General features: G+C 59.0%; 15 protein-coding genes. 6 read left to right on the forward strand and 9 right to left on the reverse strand.

Annotated features, from left to right (window positions below; translation table 11 throughout):
- Positions 1-136: 136 nt before the first annotated feature.
- From Q7W83_RS04710 to yaaA, 9 genes are all read right to left on the reverse strand, one after another.
- Complete coding sequence (locus Q7W83_RS04710; RefSeq protein WP_150631896.1) at positions 137-1,258, reverse strand: mannuronate-specific alginate lyase; 1,122 nt, start codon at positions 1,256-1,258, stop codon at positions 137-139.
- 7 nt (positions 1,259-1,265) lie between these two features.
- Positions 1,266-2,714, reverse strand: coding sequence for an alginate O-acetyltransferase (locus Q7W83_RS04715; protein WP_150631897.1), 1,449 nt, complete (start codon positions 2,712-2,714; stop codon positions 1,266-1,268).
- Positions 2,715-2,724: 10 nt separating this feature from the next.
- The gene (gene algG / locus Q7W83_RS04720) at positions 2,725-4,296 is read right to left on the reverse strand and encodes a mannuronan 5-epimerase AlgG (RefSeq protein ID WP_150639250.1); all 1,572 of its coding nucleotides are present in this window, start codon (positions 4,294-4,296) and stop codon (positions 2,725-2,727) included.
- Positions 4,297-4,322: 26 nt separating this feature from the next.
- Positions 4,323-5,807 (reverse strand): alginate export family protein, encoded by a 1,485-nt coding sequence (locus tag Q7W83_RS04725; RefSeq protein ID WP_150631899.1) that lies wholly within the window; start codon positions 5,805-5,807, stop codon positions 4,323-4,325.
- Positions 5,804-7,183 (reverse strand): alginate biosynthesis TPR repeat lipoprotein AlgK, encoded by a 1,380-nt coding sequence (algK, locus tag Q7W83_RS04730; protein ID WP_150631958.1) that lies wholly within the window; start codon positions 7,181-7,183, stop codon positions 5,804-5,806. The genes Q7W83_RS04725 and algK overlap by 4 nt, the downstream gene beginning before the upstream one ends.
- 138 nt (positions 7,184-7,321) lie before the next feature.
- Positions 7,322-8,491 carry an alginate biosynthesis protein Alg44 gene (locus Q7W83_RS04735; protein ID WP_150631900.1) on the reverse strand — a complete coding sequence of 390 codons (1,170 nt, stop codon included), beginning with the start codon at positions 8,489-8,491 and terminating at the stop codon, positions 7,322-7,324.
- Between the two features lie 36 nt (positions 8,492-8,527).
- Positions 8,528-10,009, reverse strand: coding sequence for a mannuronan synthase (gene alg8 / locus Q7W83_RS04740; RefSeq protein WP_407014456.1), 1,482 nt, complete (start codon positions 10,007-10,009; stop codon positions 8,528-8,530).
- A 122-nt stretch (positions 10,010-10,131) separates the two neighbouring features.
- Entirely contained in the window at positions 10,132-11,448 is a 1,317-nt protein-coding gene (locus Q7W83_RS04745; RefSeq protein ID WP_150639249.1) for a nucleotide sugar dehydrogenase, read from the reverse strand.
- A gap of 822 nt (positions 11,449-12,270) precedes the next feature.
- Positions 12,271-13,050 (reverse strand): peroxide stress protein YaaA, encoded by a 780-nt coding sequence (gene yaaA / locus Q7W83_RS04750; RefSeq protein WP_473655728.1) that lies wholly within the window; start codon positions 13,048-13,050, stop codon positions 12,271-12,273.
- Positions 13,051-13,305: 255 nt separating this feature from the next.
- Here yaaA and Q7W83_RS04755 point away from each other — a divergent pair, with 255 nt between their 5' ends.
- The 6 genes from Q7W83_RS04755 (at position 13,306) to Q7W83_RS04780 (ending at position 18,653) form a co-directional block, all read left to right on the forward strand.
- Positions 13,306-14,430, forward strand: coding sequence for a polysaccharide deacetylase family protein (locus Q7W83_RS04755; RefSeq protein WP_150631904.1), 1,125 nt, complete (start codon positions 13,306-13,308; stop codon positions 14,428-14,430).
- A gap of 336 nt (positions 14,431-14,766) precedes the next feature.
- On the forward strand, positions 14,767-16,161 hold the full coding sequence (locus tag Q7W83_RS04760) for a PhoH family protein (RefSeq protein WP_150631905.1): 1,395 nt from the start codon (positions 14,767-14,769) through the stop codon (positions 16,159-16,161).
- 235 nt (positions 16,162-16,396) lie between these two features.
- Positions 16,397-16,870, forward strand: coding sequence for a cyclic pyranopterin monophosphate synthase MoaC (gene moaC, locus Q7W83_RS04765; protein ID WP_150639246.1), 474 nt, complete (start codon positions 16,397-16,399; stop codon positions 16,868-16,870).
- Positions 16,867-17,109, forward strand: coding sequence for a molybdopterin converting factor subunit 1 (gene moaD, locus Q7W83_RS04770; RefSeq protein WP_150631907.1), 243 nt, complete (start codon positions 16,867-16,869; stop codon positions 17,107-17,109). Before moaC ends, moaD begins: the two co-directional genes overlap by 4 nt.
- 3 nt (positions 17,110-17,112) lie before the next feature.
- Positions 17,113-17,565 carry a molybdopterin synthase catalytic subunit MoaE gene (moaE, locus tag Q7W83_RS04775; RefSeq protein ID WP_150639245.1) on the forward strand — a complete coding sequence of 151 codons (453 nt, stop codon included), beginning with the start codon at positions 17,113-17,115 and terminating at the stop codon, positions 17,563-17,565.
- Positions 17,566-17,876: 311 nt separating this feature from the next.
- On the forward strand, positions 17,877-18,653 hold the full coding sequence (locus Q7W83_RS04780) for an ABC transporter substrate-binding protein (RefSeq protein WP_473655729.1): 777 nt from the start codon (positions 17,877-17,879) through the stop codon (positions 18,651-18,653).
- Positions 18,654-18,747 lie beyond the last annotated feature (94 nt).

An 18,747-nucleotide genomic window follows, 5' to 3' on the forward strand; every position in this document is an offset into this window, starting at 1 on the left:
ACACACAAAAACTCAAACTTGACACCGACCCTGTGGGAGCGGGCTTGCCCGCGATTGCAATCTGACATTCAACATTGATGTCGACTGACCCACCGCTATCGCGGGCAAGCCCGCTCCCACAGGGTTATATGTTTGCCTAAGAACCTTTGCCTTTTTCGTTGGCCGGGTCGTAGACCTTGGTCAGGTCACCCCCGAGGCGGAAGGTCTTGAACGGCTGCATCTCGTGTTTTTTCTCGAGCACATCCGGCGAGCAGGTGTAGAGCGTGCAGAACGGTTCGAGCCAGGCGAATTTCGAGTCGATCTTGAGGTCGGTCATGTCCTGTTCCTTGCCGTTCTTTTTCTCGAAGATGTCCGGGTCTTCAACGCCGGCCAGCACTTGGTCACCCAAGCGTTTCAGCGCGCCGTTGTTTTCCTGGCGCAAATCCACACCATTGACCTGCGCAAAACTGGCGATCATCGCCAGCGGCGGCAGGGCGTAGTTGTGATAGGCGAGGGCGCGTTGCTGGCGCTTGAGTTCGTTGGGCAGGAAACCCTGGGCGTCGATTTGATTGGCGGCGACCTTGAATTCCTTCACCGACCAGTCGAACAGGTCGCGGCGGTTGGTGGCGATGGACGTTGCCATCACCGACCAGGCGGACCAGTACGAGTGGTTGTTGGTTTTTTCCAGCGGCAGGTTGTCCCAATCGCTGACCACCTGATCCGCCATTTTGCTGAACCAGGCTTCAATCAACTGCGACTCTTGCTGATGGTTGGCCAACGGATGCGAGTCGGAGAACTTCAGGCGCAGGTACGAAGACGCCATGCTGCCCAATGCCCATTTGCGCATGGACTTGCCGGTGTGGTTGAAGTCCTTGGACATCAGCGCGTCGGCCTTGGCCCACGCGGTCAACCAGTTCAGGGTGCATTCGAGCTGTTCCGGACGACCGTCACGCATGAACTGCATCACGCGCTTGCTGGTGCCGCGCTCAATCTTGGTGATGTCGGCGGTGGTGTCGCGGAAAGCTTTTTCCGAGGCTTCGTTCAGGGTCGAACGGGCCTTGTCGGAGCCTTCGTACTTGCTGCGAAATTGCAGCGAGCCGGTGTACGGCGTCGGCATCGCGTCACAGCCATCTTTGCTGTCGCCGGTTTTGACTTTTTCAATCGGCGCGAAGTAGCCCTGGGGCGGACGCAGGGGCGCGGCGGCCTGCGTGGCGCCGGCGAACATCGCCAGGGTCAGCAGGGAGGGCGCCAATAATCTTTTCAAAGTTCGGGTTTGCATAATTGCCTCATTGCCCGGCCTGAGCAGTCTTCAGCCCAGCGCCTGGGAACACGTTGCGTTTGCAGATTTTCGCTTCGACTTTCTGTGGCGCGGCACCTGCTTCAGGGCCCTGGACTTCGACGGCCAGCAGATTCTGCGAGGCCCAGTCTTCGTCCGTGCGCAACTCAAAGGCGAAACGCCCGTCGGTATCGGAGGTTTCCGGTTTATCGATCTTGATGTCCTCGTGGCGACCGTTCATGTACCAGAGGGTGGCTTGCAGAGTTTTCACCGACGGATCGGCGAAGCGGATGTCAACCTGATGGCTGCTGTTTTGCAGGTTCAGGTTCTTGCTGTTGACCATCAATTCGTTCTTGCCCGGTTTCAACGTGGCACTGCCGCTCATCTGTGCATCCTTGCCTTCGCAACCGTTGTCCAGCAGCGCCATCATCTGGCGGTAGATGGTTTCCTGGTCGAGGCGATAGAGCGGCGAGAATTCCCAGATCAAAATTTTCGGCGGCTTGGTCTGGAACTCTTCGCTGCCCAGGTACTGCAGCATCGAACCTTCCAGGCCACCGCCAGGGAACGCCACGTTGAGGATGTCGGCGCCGATGGCCTCCTGGAGGAAACCGGCGAAGTTGTAGTTCTTGCCACTGTGGCTGGTGCCGACCAGGGTGATCTCGGGATTGCCGGAGTCACTGAACAGATCGCCATCGCCTGCTTCGCCCTTCGGCTCGGTGGTGAATTGATCCATGTACTGGATCGCGTAGCTGGTGCCACAGAGTTGACCGGCCATATTGTGTAACGTTCCGGTCTTGCCCATGCGACCCGACTTGTGGCTCTCGAATTCGCGTTTCGGAATGCCGGCAAATTCAGGCAGTTGCTTGATTTTATCGCCGACGATTTTCGCCGTACGCTGGGCGCCATAAGGTGTCCAGTGTTGGTCGCCGCGGAAATAGAAGTCGTGGGCGGGCAGGGTGTCGGGCAGCGATTCGTTGGTCAGCGGCGACAGGTCCGGCACCACGTAACCCATGGCGGCGAAACGGCCGAGCATGGTCTTGTAGTTCTTCAGCGCCTTGTCGAAATCGAACTTGGCCTTGTCTTCCGGATTCAGCTTGTTGCGGTTCACCAGGCCACGCGTGGGTTGGTAAACGACAACGAGTTCCACGCCTTTGCTCTTGAACGCATCGTGCAGTTCTTTCATGCGTTTGTAGCCGGCCGGGGTGGTGTCGAATTCGGTGCGCAAGTCTTCCTGCGTACGGAACAGCCAATCGCCCTGAGCCTGCACCAGCGTGGTGAAGTTTTGCTGATAACGCGTGGTGTAGTTCTTCGCGTCGTGGGCTTCGGGGCACAGGTTGCAGCACGGCTCGGCGTTGAATGCCGGTGCTTTGACTTCATCGGCACGGACGCCAGCGCTGGCTGCGAGAATGCCGGCGGTCAGGGCCGACAAGCTGAGTAATTTGATCAAGTGTGGGTGCATAAAATTATCCTCAGTCCCGCATTTCGGTCTGGCGTTCGACAGGGTCGATCAGCACGGCTTTCTGCTGGCGCACCAGCAGGTCGAGAATTTCATCCTGACGCTCGCCGAGAATCCCGTTGAAGCTGATGCCGCTGGATTTGGTCGGGGCGAGCATGGACACGCGATACAACTCGACGCTCAGCGGCGAGTCGATGGACAGCGGGCCGCTGCCGTTGCCGGCCAGTTCGCCGCCAACGATGATCAGCGACACCTGGGCGTCGAACGGGTCGAGCTTGATGTCCCGGTCGGTGTCGCTCAGGTCCTTGATGTGCCCGTAAACGCCGGTCAGGCCGTTGGCCATGGCCAGGTTTTCGTACAGGCGAATGTTCACGCTGTTACGAATACGAATGCCGTGACGCTTGTTGCTGATCACCTTGTTGCCCCACAACAGGTTGTCGGCACTCTCGTAGAGGGTGATGCCGTCGGTGTGGTTCTTGTAGATCTCGTTGTAGGCGATCAGGTTGTTCACGCTGTTACGGTCGATTACCAGGCCCGAGAGCTTGTTGTCGTAGCTGCGGTTGTTGAAGATGAAGCTGTCGTTGACCTCACGGGAAATAATGATCCCGTGCTTCTTCTTGGTCCCGTAGACGGTGTTGTCCGCGATGATCAGACCGTGGGAACGGTCATGCGGGTCGATGCCGTAGACGATGTTGTCTTTGTAGGTGTTGCCCTTGACCACGAAGTCGCGGGTTTCGTAGCAGTAGAAGCCGTACCACATGTCCGAGAACTCGGAGCCGACGATCCAGCCGCTCGGTTCAGGGCGCTTGAGTACCTTGGCCATGTTCGGCGTGTACTGGGAAATACTCACGCCGTAGGACTTACTGTTGGCGTAGCCGAAGCTGGCGATCTTGCTGTTGGCGATGTAGGTCTGGGTACCGCCCCAGGACAACATGAACGGCCGGAATTCCTTGGGCGACTTGAAGACCGCCGGGCCGTTTGCCTTCTCGCTCCAGCCAGTGATTTTGGTATCACGCACAAACAGCTGACCGTCGTTGACCAGGAATGAACCGGCCTCTTGGGACAGGCGCAATTCCTGGGTCTGCTTGTCGATTTCGAGAATGCCTTTCTCGCCGACCACAATCGGCAACTTCGCCAGGAACACGCCCGGGGACGTTTCGCTGAAGTACTGCTTGGGCAGCTTCTTCGCCAGATCCTTGAGGTTCATATAGCCGTCGTCGATGAAAATCGCCTGCGGGATGCCGTGCTGACGCACCACCCATTCGGCCATTTTGTTATCGCCGCCGATGAAGTCCTTCAGGGCGTTTTCCTGCATCATCCGGCGCACGCTGATCTTGCCGGCCTTGGTGCGCACGACTTTCGCGGCGATGGCTTCGGCGGTGTAGCCGGAGGTGTCCGGCAGTTTCGGTTTTTCCAGTGCCAGCGGCGCGGTCGGGGCGCTGCTGACGGTGTAGGTCTTGGCTTGTTGCAGTTCTTTCGCTGTGGTGACCGGCTTGACCGGTTCCACATTGGCGAAGGCGGCCGAGCTGACCAGCAGCATCGCGCCGGCCAGCAAGGTCAATGAGCCTCTCTTCGGACTGTTCATGTCAGGAACTCCCTTAGCGGTTCGCATCAGAAGCGCCAGATCACGTCGATAAACGCGCGGTGCATGTACGAGTCGACTTCTTTGCCATACGCATCGCCAGGCTTGAACACACCGCCACGCAAGCGCACGAGGGCCGACGGTTCGTCGATCGACTGGCTCAACGCGGCAGGCAACAGGCCCTGCTTGAAGTACTTGGTGACCACGAGGTCCATTTCCTGGCCGAGGTCTTTGTTGCCATCTTCCAGCGGCAGGGACGTGCTGGAGAGAATCGCGCCGGTTGGGTCGGTGTCGTTCTCGACGGCGTTGATGCCGTTGCTGCCGACCGGCTTGTTGCCGTCGACGCGCCAGAACTTGTGGTAGATCACGCTGGCGTCGTATTCGTCGTTGAGCATCCACGAACCGAACAACGTAGCGGTCTGCATGTTGTTCATTTCGCCACGGAACGCTTCGCCGAAACGATGAACCCGCGAGCGCGTACCGGTGTAGTTCGAGCGGTTGCTTTCCAGGCCGTTCTGTTCGTAATCGGCGCTGGCGCGGGCATAGGCTGCACCGACTTGCCATTGCGGATCGAGGCGCAGACGCACGCCGATATCGGTGGCCCAGCCGTTGAGGTCTTCACCGCGCTTGGCTTCGGTCGGGCGGGAGCCGTCGGCGTTGAGCTGATTCACCGTGTCGGTGTCGCCGCTCATGCCGGTGACGCTGCCCCAGTAATTGACGGTGTTGGTGTTGCGGTAGTTGTAGGCGTCGCTGTCAGCGGTGAGGCCGAGCCAGCTGATGTCGCCGTTCTGTTTCTTGTCCAGCGAGTCGCCGGCCACGCCCGGTTCCGGGTAGTCGAGCTTGCCGTCATCGTGGGTGTGATGACCGCGAATGCCAACCCAATTGCCCGGCGTCCACTGGTACGCCGCATCGGCGTAGAGGTGCAGGCGATCCTTGTCTTTCGGTGCCAGTTCCTTCAGGTCGGTGCGGTACTCGCTGAAGCGTTCGGCGACACCGACGTTGGCGCGCAACAGGGTGGTGTCGAAGGTCCAGTTCAGGGCTTCGATGTTGGTGTCGCGCCATTGGCCGTCGTCGTTGCGCAGGCGTTGGCGACCGAGCTTCAACTGCTCGCCCGGATACGGCGTGAGGCCGCTGTAGCCGACCCAGAACTCGCGCATCGCCAGGTAGTTCTTCTTGGTCTTGCGATCACCGTTGTCGGTGGTCTGGGTGCCGTCGTTGTCGGACTGCTGCAAGGTGTCGGTTTCGATGATGTCGGTGGACGTCACGGCCTGACCCATGGCGTAGGCGCTCCACGCGCCGCTTTCGCCATAGACCCATGGGCGCAAGTCGAGACCGACGCCGCTGACGTCGCCGCCACTGGCGGTGCCGAGGTCACGGTCGTCTTCGGACTGGCCGGTGACTTTCACGTCGAGACCGTAGTTCTGGGTTTCGGTCAGGGCTGCCAGGGTTGGGCACGACCACAAGAGAGCGAATGACAGGCCAATACCGGCCTTCACGAATGGATTCAACTTCATAGGGATTCCTCGCCGTCTTCTTCTTGCAGGGCATGCAGTTCCAGCGTGTTCTGGCTCAAGGCACCACGAACGGCCTGTTCTTGTTTCAACAGGCGTTGGGCCTCGGCGAGCTGGGCAGGCGGCAGTTGGGCTTCGAGTGTTTGCGCAAGCTCGGTGGCCTGCGGGGTGTTCTGGGCCTTGGCCAATTGGCTGAAGACATAAGCGTTAAGCGGGTCGGGCTTGGTGCCCTTGCCTTGGGAAAACAATTGGGCGATGGCGAAGTCGGCGCTGTTCTGGCCGTTGCGTGCAGCGGTCAGCAAATGATCCAGTGCCTTCTGCGAATAGACCTTGCCCAGGTAACCACGGCGATAGATCTGGCCGAGGTAGTAATCGGCAGCGACTTCCTTGCCGACGGCTTTCTGGAAATGTTCTTCGGCGACTTTCGCGTCGGCCGGCACCCATTTGCCTTCGTAGTACAGCTTGCCGAGCAACAGTTCAGCGCGCGGCTGGTCGGCGGCGCGGCCGTTGTCCAGGTACTTCATCATCGTGTCGACGTCGCCGAGTTCCGGGAAGTCGTAGAGCAATTGCGCCAGGCTGACCCAGGAAGCGGGGTAGCCGGGGGCGATGTCTTCGAGCAGCGATTGAGCGGTTTTCTCGTCAGTCTTGCCCAAGGATGCATCACCGAGCACACGAGCGACGCTGTCCACGCGCTGGGCGGAAACGGTGCCGCGGGAATGCGCCGCTTGCATCTGCTTGATCAGCTCGGCCTGCTGTTCCGGTTTGCCTTGTTTCTGGTAAACCGTGGCGAGCTCGACGTAGCAGATGTCGGTGGTGTTCAACGCGGCTTTGCAGATGGTGACGACTTCGTCCAGGTGCTGGTCGTAAGTGCCCTGGGTGCGATAGAGCAGCACCTGGGCCAGACCCGCTTCCGGTTTGCCTTCGGCGCGCCATTGGCTGATCTGCTGTTGCGCGTTGACGTTGGGGAAGCTGTGCGGGTATTGCAGGTACAGCATCGCCAGCGGAATCAGCGTATTGCCTTCGCCATTGGCCGAGGCTTTTTTCAACAGGCCTTCGGCTTCGTGCTGTTCGGCTTCGGTGGAACCGGGTTTGGCCACCAGCAAGCGACCCAGGCGAGCCTGAGCGCGCGGCGAAACGTCTGCCGCGGCGCGGTAAGTCGCCTCGGCCTGCTTGATTTGCGCCGGGTCGCGGCTGTCGACCTGGATATCGGCCAGGCCTACTTGAGCCTCGCTGTAGCCGAGGTCGGCCAATTGCTTGTAGTTCTGCTGCGCCAGCGTGGTGTCGCCGCGCTTGAGGGCTTCATTGGCCAGACGCTGGTCGGGCAGGCCGGCGCAACCGGCCAGGCTCACGGCCAGGGCCAAAGCACACACCGTACCCATGTGGGAGCCAGCCTGCTGGCGATTCAAGCGGCTCGGTACATCAGACAAACCGCGGCGATCCCATCGCGAGCAGGCTCGCTCCCACAGGGACTGCGGCGTATTCGAGATTTTTGTGATGGTCACGGGCATGTCCTCTGCTTAAAGACCGGAAGCCATGGCTTTATCGATCAGCCAGTTCAGGTTCGGGCCACGGTCGCTGTTCACTTCAACCGGGCGGCCAGCGAATTTGCTGTCCAGCGGTTCGTCAGGCTGGATCAGCACGCGGATGTCGGACGACAGGTCGGCGCTTTTCAGGCTGGTGCTGCTGACGATCTTGCCGGTGCGGGTTTTGTCTTCGCCGGCGATCTGGAAGCTGACGTTGGTGCCTGGACGTACATCGCCGAACTGGCGATAGGAGAAGCGCGCTTCGACGTTGGCTTCGCTGTTGCGCGGCACCAGTTGGAAGATCACGTCGCCCTTGCTGGCGTACTGACCGTTGGCGACCAGTTGCTGGGCCACGGTGCAATCGCACGGCGACGTCAGGGTGCCGGTCATTTGCTTGCCGAACAGTTCTTCAACCTTGGCCGGTTGCAGTTGGTTGTCGTCCAGATGGCCCTTGAGTACGTCGAGCATGCTGGTGCTGAACGTGGCGAGCGGAGCGCCTTTGGCGGCAATGCCGTCATCTTTGATAAGGCTCTGCACGGTGCCGTCGCGCGGCATGGTGATGTTCATCCCCGGCACGCTGACCAGACCGGCCTGCGCATGGCTGACGAAGTACATGCCGTACACCGATTTGAAGATGAAACCGAACGCCGCCAGGCCGACGATGAAGATCGCCAGGCTGAAGGTCACGGCACGCAGACGACCGAACGCGGTCATGCCGTGGCCGCCATCCTTGACCTTGCGCGCCTTGGTGAAGTTGTCGCGCTGCAGGGTCGCCAGCACTTCACCCATGCTGACGATGTCGCCGGCCAGGTGCGAGGTGATCAGGTGGCGCAGGGTCGAGATGTCTTGCGGTTCCAGGTTCTGGAACTGGCAGCCGGCACGACCGGTCTGGCGGTCGAAGGAGCGCACTTGCAGCTCCACGTCCATGGCCAGGCCGAGGTTATCGATGACGAACTGCAGGCGAGCCTTGTACACGTCGCCGATTTTCAGTGGCAGCTGACCGGCGTTGAAGGCCAGGCCGCCAGCAGAGAGGTCGATCACTCGAGCTTCCATCGGGGTCCGGTCGGGACCGAAGAAGCGCAGCTTGGCCGGAATTTTCACTCGGGCGTGTTGGCGCTGGGCTTCTGACTCATGCACTACGTTGGCGTTGACGGCGGTATTCATAGGGGCGATTTCCTGGTTAATTCAAAAAGGGGGCGGTCAGACCATCATCAGCAGCACGGCGACAAAAATGCTGCCGGCGGAGAAGGTCATGGTCCGAGACGACCAAGTGTTGAACCAACGTTGAAAGCTGGCGAGATCACGGGTCAGTTTGGTGTCCTGGCGAGTCCAGGACTGTTGGTCGAGGCGGAAGAACACGTAGATCTTCACCAGCGCGCCGACGATCTGGTTGTAATAGAGAATCGCCGGGTAAGCCGGGCCGATCCGGTGACCGGAGCAGGACAGCAGCAGGGTCAGGATCAGACGGGTGATGCCGATCCACAGCAGGTACACCAGGATGAACGCGGTGCCGTACTTGAAGGACGCGATGATCGCGACCGTCAGGCCCAGCAGCGAGGTCCACATCGACACGCGCTGATCGAACAGCACCACCGAGGTGAACAGGCCGAGGCGTTTGACACCCAGGCCCAGGGCGCGGGCGTTCTGGCGCAGGTTGTTGCCGTACCAGCGGAACATCAGTTTGCGGCTGGCCTTGATGAAGCTTTTTTCCGGCGGGTGTTCCACGGTGTGGATCGCCGCGTCCGGCACGTAGAACGTGTCGTAGCCCAGGCGCATCAGGCTGAACCAGCTCGACTTGTCGTCACCGGTGAGGAACTTGAAACGGCCCAGGCGCCAGTGTTGCAGCGAGTCGCTTTCCACGTCGGCGATGAAGTCCGGGTCGGTCACGACCGTTGCGCGGAACACCGACATCCGGCCGGTCATGGTCAGTACGCGTTTGGACAGGGCCATCGAGCACATGTTGATGTGGCGCTGGGCGAAGCGCAGTTTGTGCCACTCGCTCATGATGTAGCCGCCGCGCACTTCGCAGAACTCGTTGGTGGTCAGGCCGCCGACGTTGCTGAACAGCTGGAACCACGGCACGGTCTTGAGCACGACGCCTTCGGCGAGCACGGTGTCGCCATCGATCACCGCAACCACCGCACGGTCGTCCGGCAGGTGGCGGGAGATGGCGCGGAAACCGTAGGCCAGACCATCACGCTTGCCGGTGCCGGGAATGCGCACGAAGTCGAGCTTGACCCGATCCGGTGGATTCATCTTCGCCCAAAGACTTTTCACCAGCTTCTCATCGGACATTTCCACGATGGAGCAGACCATGGTGGTCGGCAGGCCGCAGTCGATCGCTTCGCGAATGACCGAGGCGTAGACCTGGGCAGTGGTCAGCGCGTCGATACGAAAACTGGTGACCATCAAAAACACATGGGACGGGTCTGCCGCTTTACCCAGCTTGCGCACTTTGCGCCGCAGGTGCGGGTAGACCACGTACAGAAACAGCATGCCGCGCAGGAAGTGCGTGGCACCCATCGAATAGCGCCAGATCCCGATGAAGCCGATCAGGAAGATGAAATCCTTCGACTCGGAATCGAACGTAGTCGCAGGCAACGCCATGGCGATGCCCATCAGAATACTTAAGTAAAACAGCCAACCGGCGGCCTGAAGTAGGCCGTGCTTTAGCCTGTGCATAATCTGCATCCGTCTCGATCTCGGGCGAGCCTGTGGGGTGGCCCGATGGGGTTAAGGCAGGCGAAAAAGCCGGGAGGGTTTGCAGGCTTGGGGAACACCGCAAACCCTCCCGAAGCCGCTTGTTACCAGCAGATGCCTTCAGTCCGGCCACTCACGCTGGTGGCTTGCGACATGAAGCCGACCAGGTCGATCACTTGCTTGCCGTGTGGAGCGTTCTGCGCCAGGGCGCGGAATTTCTCGTCACGGTTGCCAAGGATGATCACGTCGGAGTTGTTGATCACTTCGTCGAAGTCGGAATTGAGCAAGGACGAGACGTGAGGAATCTTCGACTCGATGTAATCCTTGTTCGCACCGTGAACGCGGGCGTATTCGACGTTGGCGTCGTAGATGCTCAGGTCGTAGCCTTTGCCGATCAGCATTTCTGCCAGATCAACCAGCGGGCTTTCGCGCAGGTCATCGGTGCCGGCCTTGAAGCTCAGGCCCAGCAGGGCGACTTTGCGTTTGTCGTGGCTGGAAACGATGTCGAAGGCGTTCTGCACCTGGGATTCGTTGCTGCGCATCAGCGAGTTCAGCAGCGGCGATTCCACGTCGAGGGCGCCGGCGCGGTAGGTCAGGGCCCGCACGTCTTTTGGCAGGCACGAGCCGCCAAACGCAAAGCCTGGGCGCATGTAGTACTGGGACAGGTTCAATGTCTTGTCCTGGCAGACCACTTCCATCACTTCACGACCATCGACGCCGCACGCCTTGGCGATGTTGCCGATCTCGTTGGCGAAGGTCACCTTGGTGGCGTGCCACACGTTGCAGGTGTACTTGATCATCTCGGCAACGGCGATGTCCTTGCGGATGATCGGCGCGTCGAGTTCTTCGTACAGCGATTGCAGAACGTCGCCGGAGGCCTTGTCGAACTCGCCGATGACGGTCATCGGTGGCAGGTCGTAGTCGGCGATCGCGGTGCTTTCACGCAGGAACTCAGGGTTTACGGCGACGCCGAAATCAACACCGGCTTTCTTGCCGGAGCAGTCTTCGAGAATCGGGATGACAACGTTTGCGACGGTGCCCGGCAAAACGGTGCTGCGGACCACGATGGTGTGGCGGGTGGTCTTGTCACGCAGGACAAAACCGATCTCGCGGCACACGGCTTCGATGTAGTTCAGTTCCAGGTCGCCGTTCTTCTTGCTCGGCGTACCGACGCAGATCATCGACAGGTCGGTGGCGCGAATCGCTTCCGCGAAATCGGTCGTACCGCGCAGGCGGCCGGTTTCGATACCCTTGGCCAGCAGTTCGCCCAGACCCGGTTCAACGATCGGCGATTTGCCGGCGTTGATCATATCGATCTTGTCTTTGGCGACATCGACGCCAACGACGTCATGGCCCCGTGCAGACAGGCAACCGGCACATACTGCACCGACGTAACCCAAACCAAATATGCTGATGCGCATCGCATTTACCTCTCGTTACTCAAAACTGTATTCACAGGCCATTACATGGCCGGAGTTAAGGGGGTTCAGCGGTCATAATGCACTCGGAAGTTTGGGCGACAGGCGCCGCAATGCCGTGTGCAGGCATACTAAGTTCCGAGTGTCTAAATAAGTGCACTCAAGGTGTGCGTAACTAGGCCTTATTGTTATGACTTGCCCTGTTATGCAGCCGAGTCCTCTGGTCGAGGTCCTTCGTGCAAAGGTCTTGCGCGCTCAATGCCAGGCCTTAAGCCCGTCAATCAAGCGGTTGGGTGCTCAGGCGAGCACGTTTATAGGGGCGCAGCCTTGGCCATGTAGGGGATAGTAGTGATGCGTATCTCCTTTCCTTCAGATGTTGCCCAAATCAGGGATTAGTTAGCCAAAGTTATTGTGACAACTTCGCTACGTGAATCTCTTATCTGCGTAAGTTATCTCGTACATGTTCAGAGATAATCGGTACCGGTTGTAGGAGCTACGCATTTGGACATAGTTCCGGTCCGCCCATCGCGAATTCTGAAATTTCTTGAAATATTGAAAAAGATGGCACTGCTTTCATATTGATAGCAACGGCTGTTTCACCCTTGATACATAGGGTTATCGTCGGATTAGATAGTCTTGTGCCACTACGGATAAAATTTTTTAGTGCCACTACTGAAAAAAATGTCGAAAGTCGAGTGAAACTAAAGTTAGGGTTTTGACTGGCTGGAAATTGGCGCCAGATAACTGGCGAAACAGGCGGGGGATTGTTGGACGATCGGACGTTGGCGCACGACCGGCTTCAAGGTCATGCGCCGACCGGGTGCATTACTCTGGTGCGTGATCGCGCAGAAACACCAGATTGTCCGGTTTAGACTGCTCGGCGCTGTACCGATAACCCTGAACGTCAAACTGCTTGAGCGCCGCAGGGTCGTTGATGCGTTCTTCGATGACGAAACGGCTCATCATGCCCCGGGCTTTCTTCGCGTAGAAGCTGATGATCTTGTACTGACCGTTTTTCAGGTCCTTGAAATCGGTATTAATGATGCGGGCATTCAGGGCGCTGCGCTTGACCGCCGAGAAGTACTCGTTGGACGCCAGGTTCAGCAGCACATCATCGCCTTGATCGGCCAGGGCCTCGTTCAACCATTCGCTGATGCGCGTGCCCCAGAAGGCATAGAGGTCCTTGCCACGGGCGTTGGGCAATTTGGTGCCCATTTCCAGGCGATACGGCTGCATCAGGTCCAGTGGGCGCAACAGGCCATACAGGCCGGACAACATGCGCAGGTGCTGTTGGGCGTAATCGAAATCGGCTTCGCTGAAGGTTTGTGCGTTGAGACCGGTATAAACGTCACCCTTGAACGCCAGCAACGCCTGTTTCGCGTTTTCAGGCGTGAACGCGGGTGTCCAGCTACCGAAACGTGCGGCGTTGAGCCCGCCGATCTTGTCCGAGACGTGCATCAACTCGCTGATCTGCGCCGGCGACAGGTCGCGCAATTGCAGGATCAGCTCCTGGGAATGGTCGAGGTATTGCGGCTGGGTGAAGCGCTGGGTCGCCGGCGGTGTTTCGTAATCGAGGGTCTTGGCGGGGGAAATCACCATCAGCATGAAGTCGTCTCCTTTAATCGTGGGGCGATTCTAGGGGGTTGTCCTTGCTGACTCCAGCTATCAAGGCCATAGGTGATGATCGGCGGTATTACACAAAAACCTGTGGGAGCGGGCTTGCCCGCGAAGGCGGTGTGTCAGTTGCCGATGATGCCGACTGATACACCGCCTTCGCGAGTAAGCTCGCTCCGACAGGAGGTCGTGGCTCACGCCGGATCAGCTATAGTGCCGCGCGGGTTTTGTTATGGAGACATCCCATTGCGTATCGTTTTTCTTTTTTCGGCCTGGCTGTTGAGTTTCGGTGCCATGGCGGCGCCGGGCGATGTGGCGACGCTTGATCGCAGCACCTGGCCGGAACAGCTCAGCAACCCGACGTTGTTCGACGTCGCGTCGCGGGCAGAGATTCTGATGTTCGCTCGCGTACTGCTGGCCAGCGAATCGCTGGATGACGCCAGCCTGGCCCAGCGCCTGGGTCTGCGCACGATCAATGCGGATTCGGTCAACCGCCTGCGCCAGCGCCTGTGGCAACGCCTGCTGACCAACTACAACTTCGCTCAACAGAGCTGCGATCAGGATGCCTCCTTCTGTTTCCTGGTCGAAGACATGGATACCCTGCGCCAGCAAGCCGCCAAGTTTCAGGTCAGCGAGGACAGCTACTACATCAAGTGGTCCGAACCGAGCCGATTGTTCCACGCGCAGTACCTCGACGAGCAGTTACGCAAGGCCGCTCTTTTTCCGCAAACCAGCAGCGAAGTCGATCGTTTTGGCGACTACGAGCGCAACGGCGAACAGATGCATGACCGGCTGTTTCTGTTGACCTTCGACAGCGCCGCCAATGCTGCGCCGGACAACACGGAGTGGGTCGCCGAGTACCTGCGCAAGGCCAATATGACGGGCACGTTTTTCGTCCTGGGCAAGGATGTTCAAGCGCGTCTGACCGAACGTTCAGGGCCCCCCCTGCAATCCACTTACTCGGCGCAGTGCATCGGCGTGCAAGGCTGGGAGTTCCGCTCCCACAGTCATTGGCAGGACTGGCAGGACTCGGTACGGCGCAGCGCCGAACTGGTGAAAAGCAAATTGCCGGAGAACTACGTGCCGCTGTTTCGTCCGCCCGATGGCCAGCGCCGTTCGGACGCGCAAGGCTTCTTCAGGTCCCAGGGCCTGCAAGTGGCGCTGTGGGATATCGACGCCCAGGACGGCGCCGGCAAGCTCAAGGCCAGCCAGAGCGCACAGCGCGTGTTGACCCTGATGCTGTTGTGGCGGCACGGGGTGATCAACTTCAACATCAAGCAGGATGGCGTGAAAACGGCGTTGCCCTGGCTTGTGACGCAAACGACGTCCAGCGGGATCGGTTGGGAAGATTGTCAGGACGCGTTTCGCTGAAAACGGGAAAGCCCGTAAACATTGGGGGAAAGGCGATTTTGAACGAGAATTCAGTGCAGGCGGACTTCCGACTTTAACGGCACATTGCCTGCACGCCAAGGGCTATTCGTCACTCTGAAAAATAAACTTCAAAAAAACGTCAAAGTGCTTTTTTCTGTCACACGTTTTGGAGTATTACGAAGACAGACCGCCGAAACCTGCAACACAGGTGGCGTCTCCCAAGACCCCAGTTTGTGTGCAGTTCACTTGAATCATCACAGGTGAATTCGGCAGTCACTTCGAGGCGCAGCACCGCCAAGGTATTGCGTCGAATGGCTCCCACAAAGGTGACCGAGTATGGATGATCACGGACGTAGTTCTTCCTCCAACCAGCCAATCCTTTATGTACTCGATACCAACGTATTGATTCACGATCCAAACGCCCTGCTGAACTTCGAAGAACACCATGTAGCGATCCCGATGACCGTGCTTGAAGAGCTGGACAAGCTCAAGAGCGGGCACCACAGCGTCGCTGCGGAATGCCGTCAGGCGATTCGCCTGATCGACAAGACGCTGGGCGAGGCCAGCCCTGAAGACGTCGAACTGGGTGTGCCGATCCAGCGTGGCAAAAGCGGGCCAAAAGGTTTGCTGTCAATTCTGATGAGCAAACGTGCCGAACCGAACATCATTCTTCCCGAGCACCTGAACGACAACATCATCATCAACCAGTTGATCGACCTGCACGCGCGCTCGCCAGAGCTGCCCGTGGTGCTGGTCACCAAAGACATCAACATGCGCCTCAAGGCCCGTGCCTGCGGGATCGCGGCCGAGGATTACAGCACCGACCAACTGGTTGACGACGTTTCACTGTTGCCCAACGGCTACCACAACATGGACGGCTCCTTCTGGGACCGCGTGAAGGACGTCGAAACCCGCCAGGATCATGGTCGCACCTGGCACCAGGTGAAGATGATCGACAACCTTCCGGCCGTGCATATCAACGAGTTCATCATCGACGAACAGGGTTTTGTCGGCTGGATCAAGGAAATCGACGAAGACAAGCTGCTGATTCTCGACCTGCATCAGGAACCCCTGCTGCACCAGGAAGCCTGGGGCCTGAAACCGCGTGACATCTATCAGAGCCTGGCGCTGTACGCCTTGCTTGATCCGGACATTCACCTGGTCAACCTGTCGGGTGCGGCCGGTTCCGGGAAAACCATCCTGGCATTGGCGGCGGCGATCGAGCAGACCATGGTCAGCAAGCGCTACCGCCGGATCATCGCGACGCGCAGCGTGCAGGGCCTGGACCAGGAGATCGGCTTCCTGCCCGGCACCGAAGCGGAAAAAATGGAGCCTTGGCTGGGCGCCATCACCGACAACCTCGAAGCCTTGCACATGGATGACGAAAACACCCATGGCAGCGTCGATTACATCCTCAGCAAAGTGCCGTTGCAGTTCAAATCCCTCAACTACATCCGGGGCCGCAGCTTCCAGCAGAGCCTGATTTTGATCGACGAATGCCAGAACCTCACGCCGCACCAGATGAAAACCATCATCACCCGTGCGGGCGCCGGTTCCAAAGTGGTGTGCCTGGGTAACCTGGCGCAGATCGACACCCCTTACCTGTCCGCGACCAGTTCCGGGCTGACGTACCTGACTGAACGCTTCAAGGATTTCCCGAACGGCGTCCACATCACCCTGCAAGGGGTGCCACGTTCGATTCTGGCCGAATACGCCGAATCGCATCTGTAACCCCGCATCAAAGAACCGGGCGGCCTCAAAGCCGCCCGGTTTTTTATGCCTGACACAAAACCCTGTGGGCGCGTGGCTTGCCCGCGATGGTATCCGCGCGGTTTGTCTGTAACACCGCAGAGCCTGCATCGCGGGCAAGCCACGCTCCCACAGGGTTCGATGTGATCGGATAATCAATCGTGCGCAAGATTGACCCACAGGTTTACAATCGGGGCTCTTGATCAGGAGTAACCCTGTGCTGACTCATCTCGATTCCCAAGGTCGCGCCAACATGGTCGACGTCACTGAAAAAGACGTGACGTTCCGTGAAGCCACGGCCCAAGCGCTGGTGCGCATGCTGCCCGAAACCCTGCAAATGATTGTCAGCGGCGGTCACCCCAAGGGGGATGTGTTTGCCGTGGCGCGCATCGCCGGCATTCAGGCGGCGAAGAAAACCAGCGATCTGATCCCTCTGTGCCATCCGTTGCTGCTCACCGGCGTCAAGGTCGAACTGAGCGCCGAAGGCGACGACAGCGTGCGTATCGTCGCGCGCTGCAAGTTGTCCGGGCAGACCGGTGTCGAGATGGAAGCGCTGACCGCAGCCAGTGTCGCGGCGCTGACGATTTATGACATGTGCAAGGCCGTGGACCGTGGCATGACCATCGAGAGCGTACGGTTGCTGGAGAAACTCGGCGGCAAGAGCGGCCACTTCCAGGCGGATCAGCCATGAACGTCACCGTGAAGTTTTTCGCTCGTTATAGAGAAGCACTGGGCGTCGATTCGGTGAAGGTTGAAGGTGACTTCGCCACCGTCGATGATGTTCGCTCACTGCTGGCCAAACGTGATGGCGCCGATGTGTTGAGCGAGCAGAACCTCATGTGCGCCCGCAACGAAGACCTCTGCCAACTCGACGAGCCGGTCAGTGATGGCGATGAAGTGGCGTTCTTTCCGACCGTGACCGGGGGCTGAACCATGGCGATTCGCGTGCAGTCCACGGCGTTCGATCCGGGGGCGGAAGTCAACGCCATGCACGCCGCCAATGTTGGCGTCGGCGCGGTGGTGAGTTTTGTCGGTTACGTGCGCGACTTCAATGACGGGCTCGACGTGGCCGGGATGTTCCTGGAGCACTATCCGGGCATGACCGAAAAGGCCCTCGGCAAGATCGCCATCGAGGCCGAGGAGCGCTGGCCGTTGCTCAAGCTGGAAGTGCTCCATCGGATCGGCGCCCTGGAACCGGGTGAGCCGATCGTCTTCGTCGGCGCCGCCAGCGCACACCGCCAGGCCGCGTTCGATGCCTGCGCCTTTGTCATGGACTACCTGAAAACCCGCGCACCGTTCTGGAAGAAAGAGAACACCAGTGACGGCGCCCGTTGGGTTGAAGGGCGTGACAGCGATCATGCGGCGGCGGATCGCTGGAAGCAGTGATCAAACGTTTTTGTCGGCTGCTCTGGCCCCATCGCGAGCAGGCTCGCTCCCACAGTTGATCTCCATGAACACAAAATTTGTGTACGACGACGATCCCCTGTGGGAGCGAGCCTGCTCGCGATGGGGTCATTAGCAACACCCAATACCTTCATTGCTCACCACCCGACTATCGGCCAGCACATTTTCCTTCCTCTAATTGACGCCTTATACATAAAAGTCCAGTATGGAATTATAAGTACAAAAAAGGCGTCCCCTGTTTCTGCTCTTTCTTCTGTCTTGCCAAACCAACAACAACCCGCGAGAGAACGAACATGAAGAAATTCCCCCTCATCACCGGTCTGGCCATGAGCCTGTTGGCGTGCAGCACTGTGTTCGCCGCCGAGAAAACCCTGCGCATCGGTATTGAAGCGGCGTACCCGCCGTTTGCGTCGAAAACCGACAAAGGCGAAATCGTCGGTTTCGACTACGACATCGGCAATGCCCTGTGCGCGCAGATGCAGGTCAAGTGCGTCTGGGTCGAAGGTGAGTTCGATGGCCTGATTCCTTCCCTGAAAGTGAAGAAAATCGACATGGCGCTGTCGTCCATGACCATCAACGAAGACCGCAAGAAGTCGGTGGACTTCACCCACAAGTACTATTTCACCTCCTCGCGACTGGTCATGAAGGAAGGCGCGGTGGTGGATGACCAGTACGCCAGCCTCAAAGGCAAAACCATCGGCGTACAGCGTGCGACCACCACCGATCGTTACGCCACCGAGGTGTTTGAACCCAAGGGCATTAACGTCAAGCGTTACGGCAACAACGAAGAGATCTACATGGACCTGGCGGCGGGTCGCCTCGACGCTATTTTTGCCGACACCATCCCGCTCAGCGATTTCCTGTCGATGCCGCGCGGCAAGGGTTACGCCTTTGTCGGGCCAGAGCTCAAGGACCCGAAGTATGTGGGCGAGGGCGCCGGGATTGCGGTGCGCAAGGGCAATACCGAGTTGGTCAGCCAACTGAACACGGCCATCGACGGCATTCGCGCCAGTGGCGAGTATCAGAAGATTTCGGACAAGTATTTCAAGTCTGATATCTACGGCGACTGATCAACTGCATCGCGAGCAGGCTGGCTCCCACAGGTGAATGCATTCCAAAATGAGCCAGCCTGTGAATGCATTCCAAAGTCAGAGTCCCTGTGAA

The organism is Pseudomonas sp. 300 (assembly GCF_055803035.1).

What these genes read in the sequence shown, in the direction of transcription:
- Q7W83_RS04710 (WP_150631896.1), bottom strand. Translation starts at nt 1,258, where the DNA reads ATGCAAACCCGAACTTTGAAAAGATTATTGGCGCCCTCCCTGCTGACC.
- Q7W83_RS04715 (WP_150631897.1), bottom strand. Translation starts at nt 2,714, where the DNA reads ATGCACCCACACTTGATCAAATTACTCAGCTTGTCGGCCCTGACCGCC.
- algG (WP_150639250.1), bottom strand. Translation starts at nt 4,296, where the DNA reads ATGAACAGTCCGAAGAGAGGCTCATTGACCTTGCTGGCCGGCGCGATG.
- Q7W83_RS04725 (WP_150631899.1), bottom strand. Translation starts at nt 5,807, where the DNA reads ATGAAGTTGAATCCATTCGTGAAGGCCGGTATTGGCCTGTCATTCGCT.
- algK (WP_150631958.1), bottom strand. Translation starts at nt 7,183, where the DNA reads ATGGGTACGGTGTGTGCTTTGGCCCTGGCCGTGAGCCTGGCCGGTTGC.
- Q7W83_RS04735 (WP_150631900.1), bottom strand. Translation starts at nt 8,491, where the DNA reads ATGAATACCGCCGTCAACGCCAACGTAGTGCATGAGTCAGAAGCCCAG.
- alg8 (WP_407014456.1), bottom strand. Translation starts at nt 10,009, where the DNA reads ATGCACAGGCTAAAGCACGGCCTACTTCAGGCCGCCGGTTGGCTGTTT.
- Q7W83_RS04745 (WP_150639249.1), bottom strand. Translation starts at nt 11,448, where the DNA reads ATGCGCATCAGCATATTTGGTTTGGGTTACGTCGGTGCAGTATGTGCC.
- yaaA (WP_473655728.1), bottom strand. Translation starts at nt 13,050, where the DNA reads ATGCTGATGGTGATTTCCCCCGCCAAGACCCTCGATTACGAAACACCG.
- Q7W83_RS04760 (WP_150631905.1), top strand. Translation starts at nt 14,767, where the DNA reads ATGGATGATCACGGACGTAGTTCTTCCTCCAACCAGCCAATCCTTTAT.
- moaD (WP_150631907.1), top strand. Translation starts at nt 16,867, where the DNA reads ATGAACGTCACCGTGAAGTTTTTCGCTCGTTATAGAGAAGCACTGGGC.
- moaE (WP_150639245.1), top strand. Translation starts at nt 17,113, where the DNA reads ATGGCGATTCGCGTGCAGTCCACGGCGTTCGATCCGGGGGCGGAAGTC.
- Q7W83_RS04780 (WP_473655729.1), top strand. Translation starts at nt 17,877, where the DNA reads ATGAAGAAATTCCCCCTCATCACCGGTCTGGCCATGAGCCTGTTGGCG.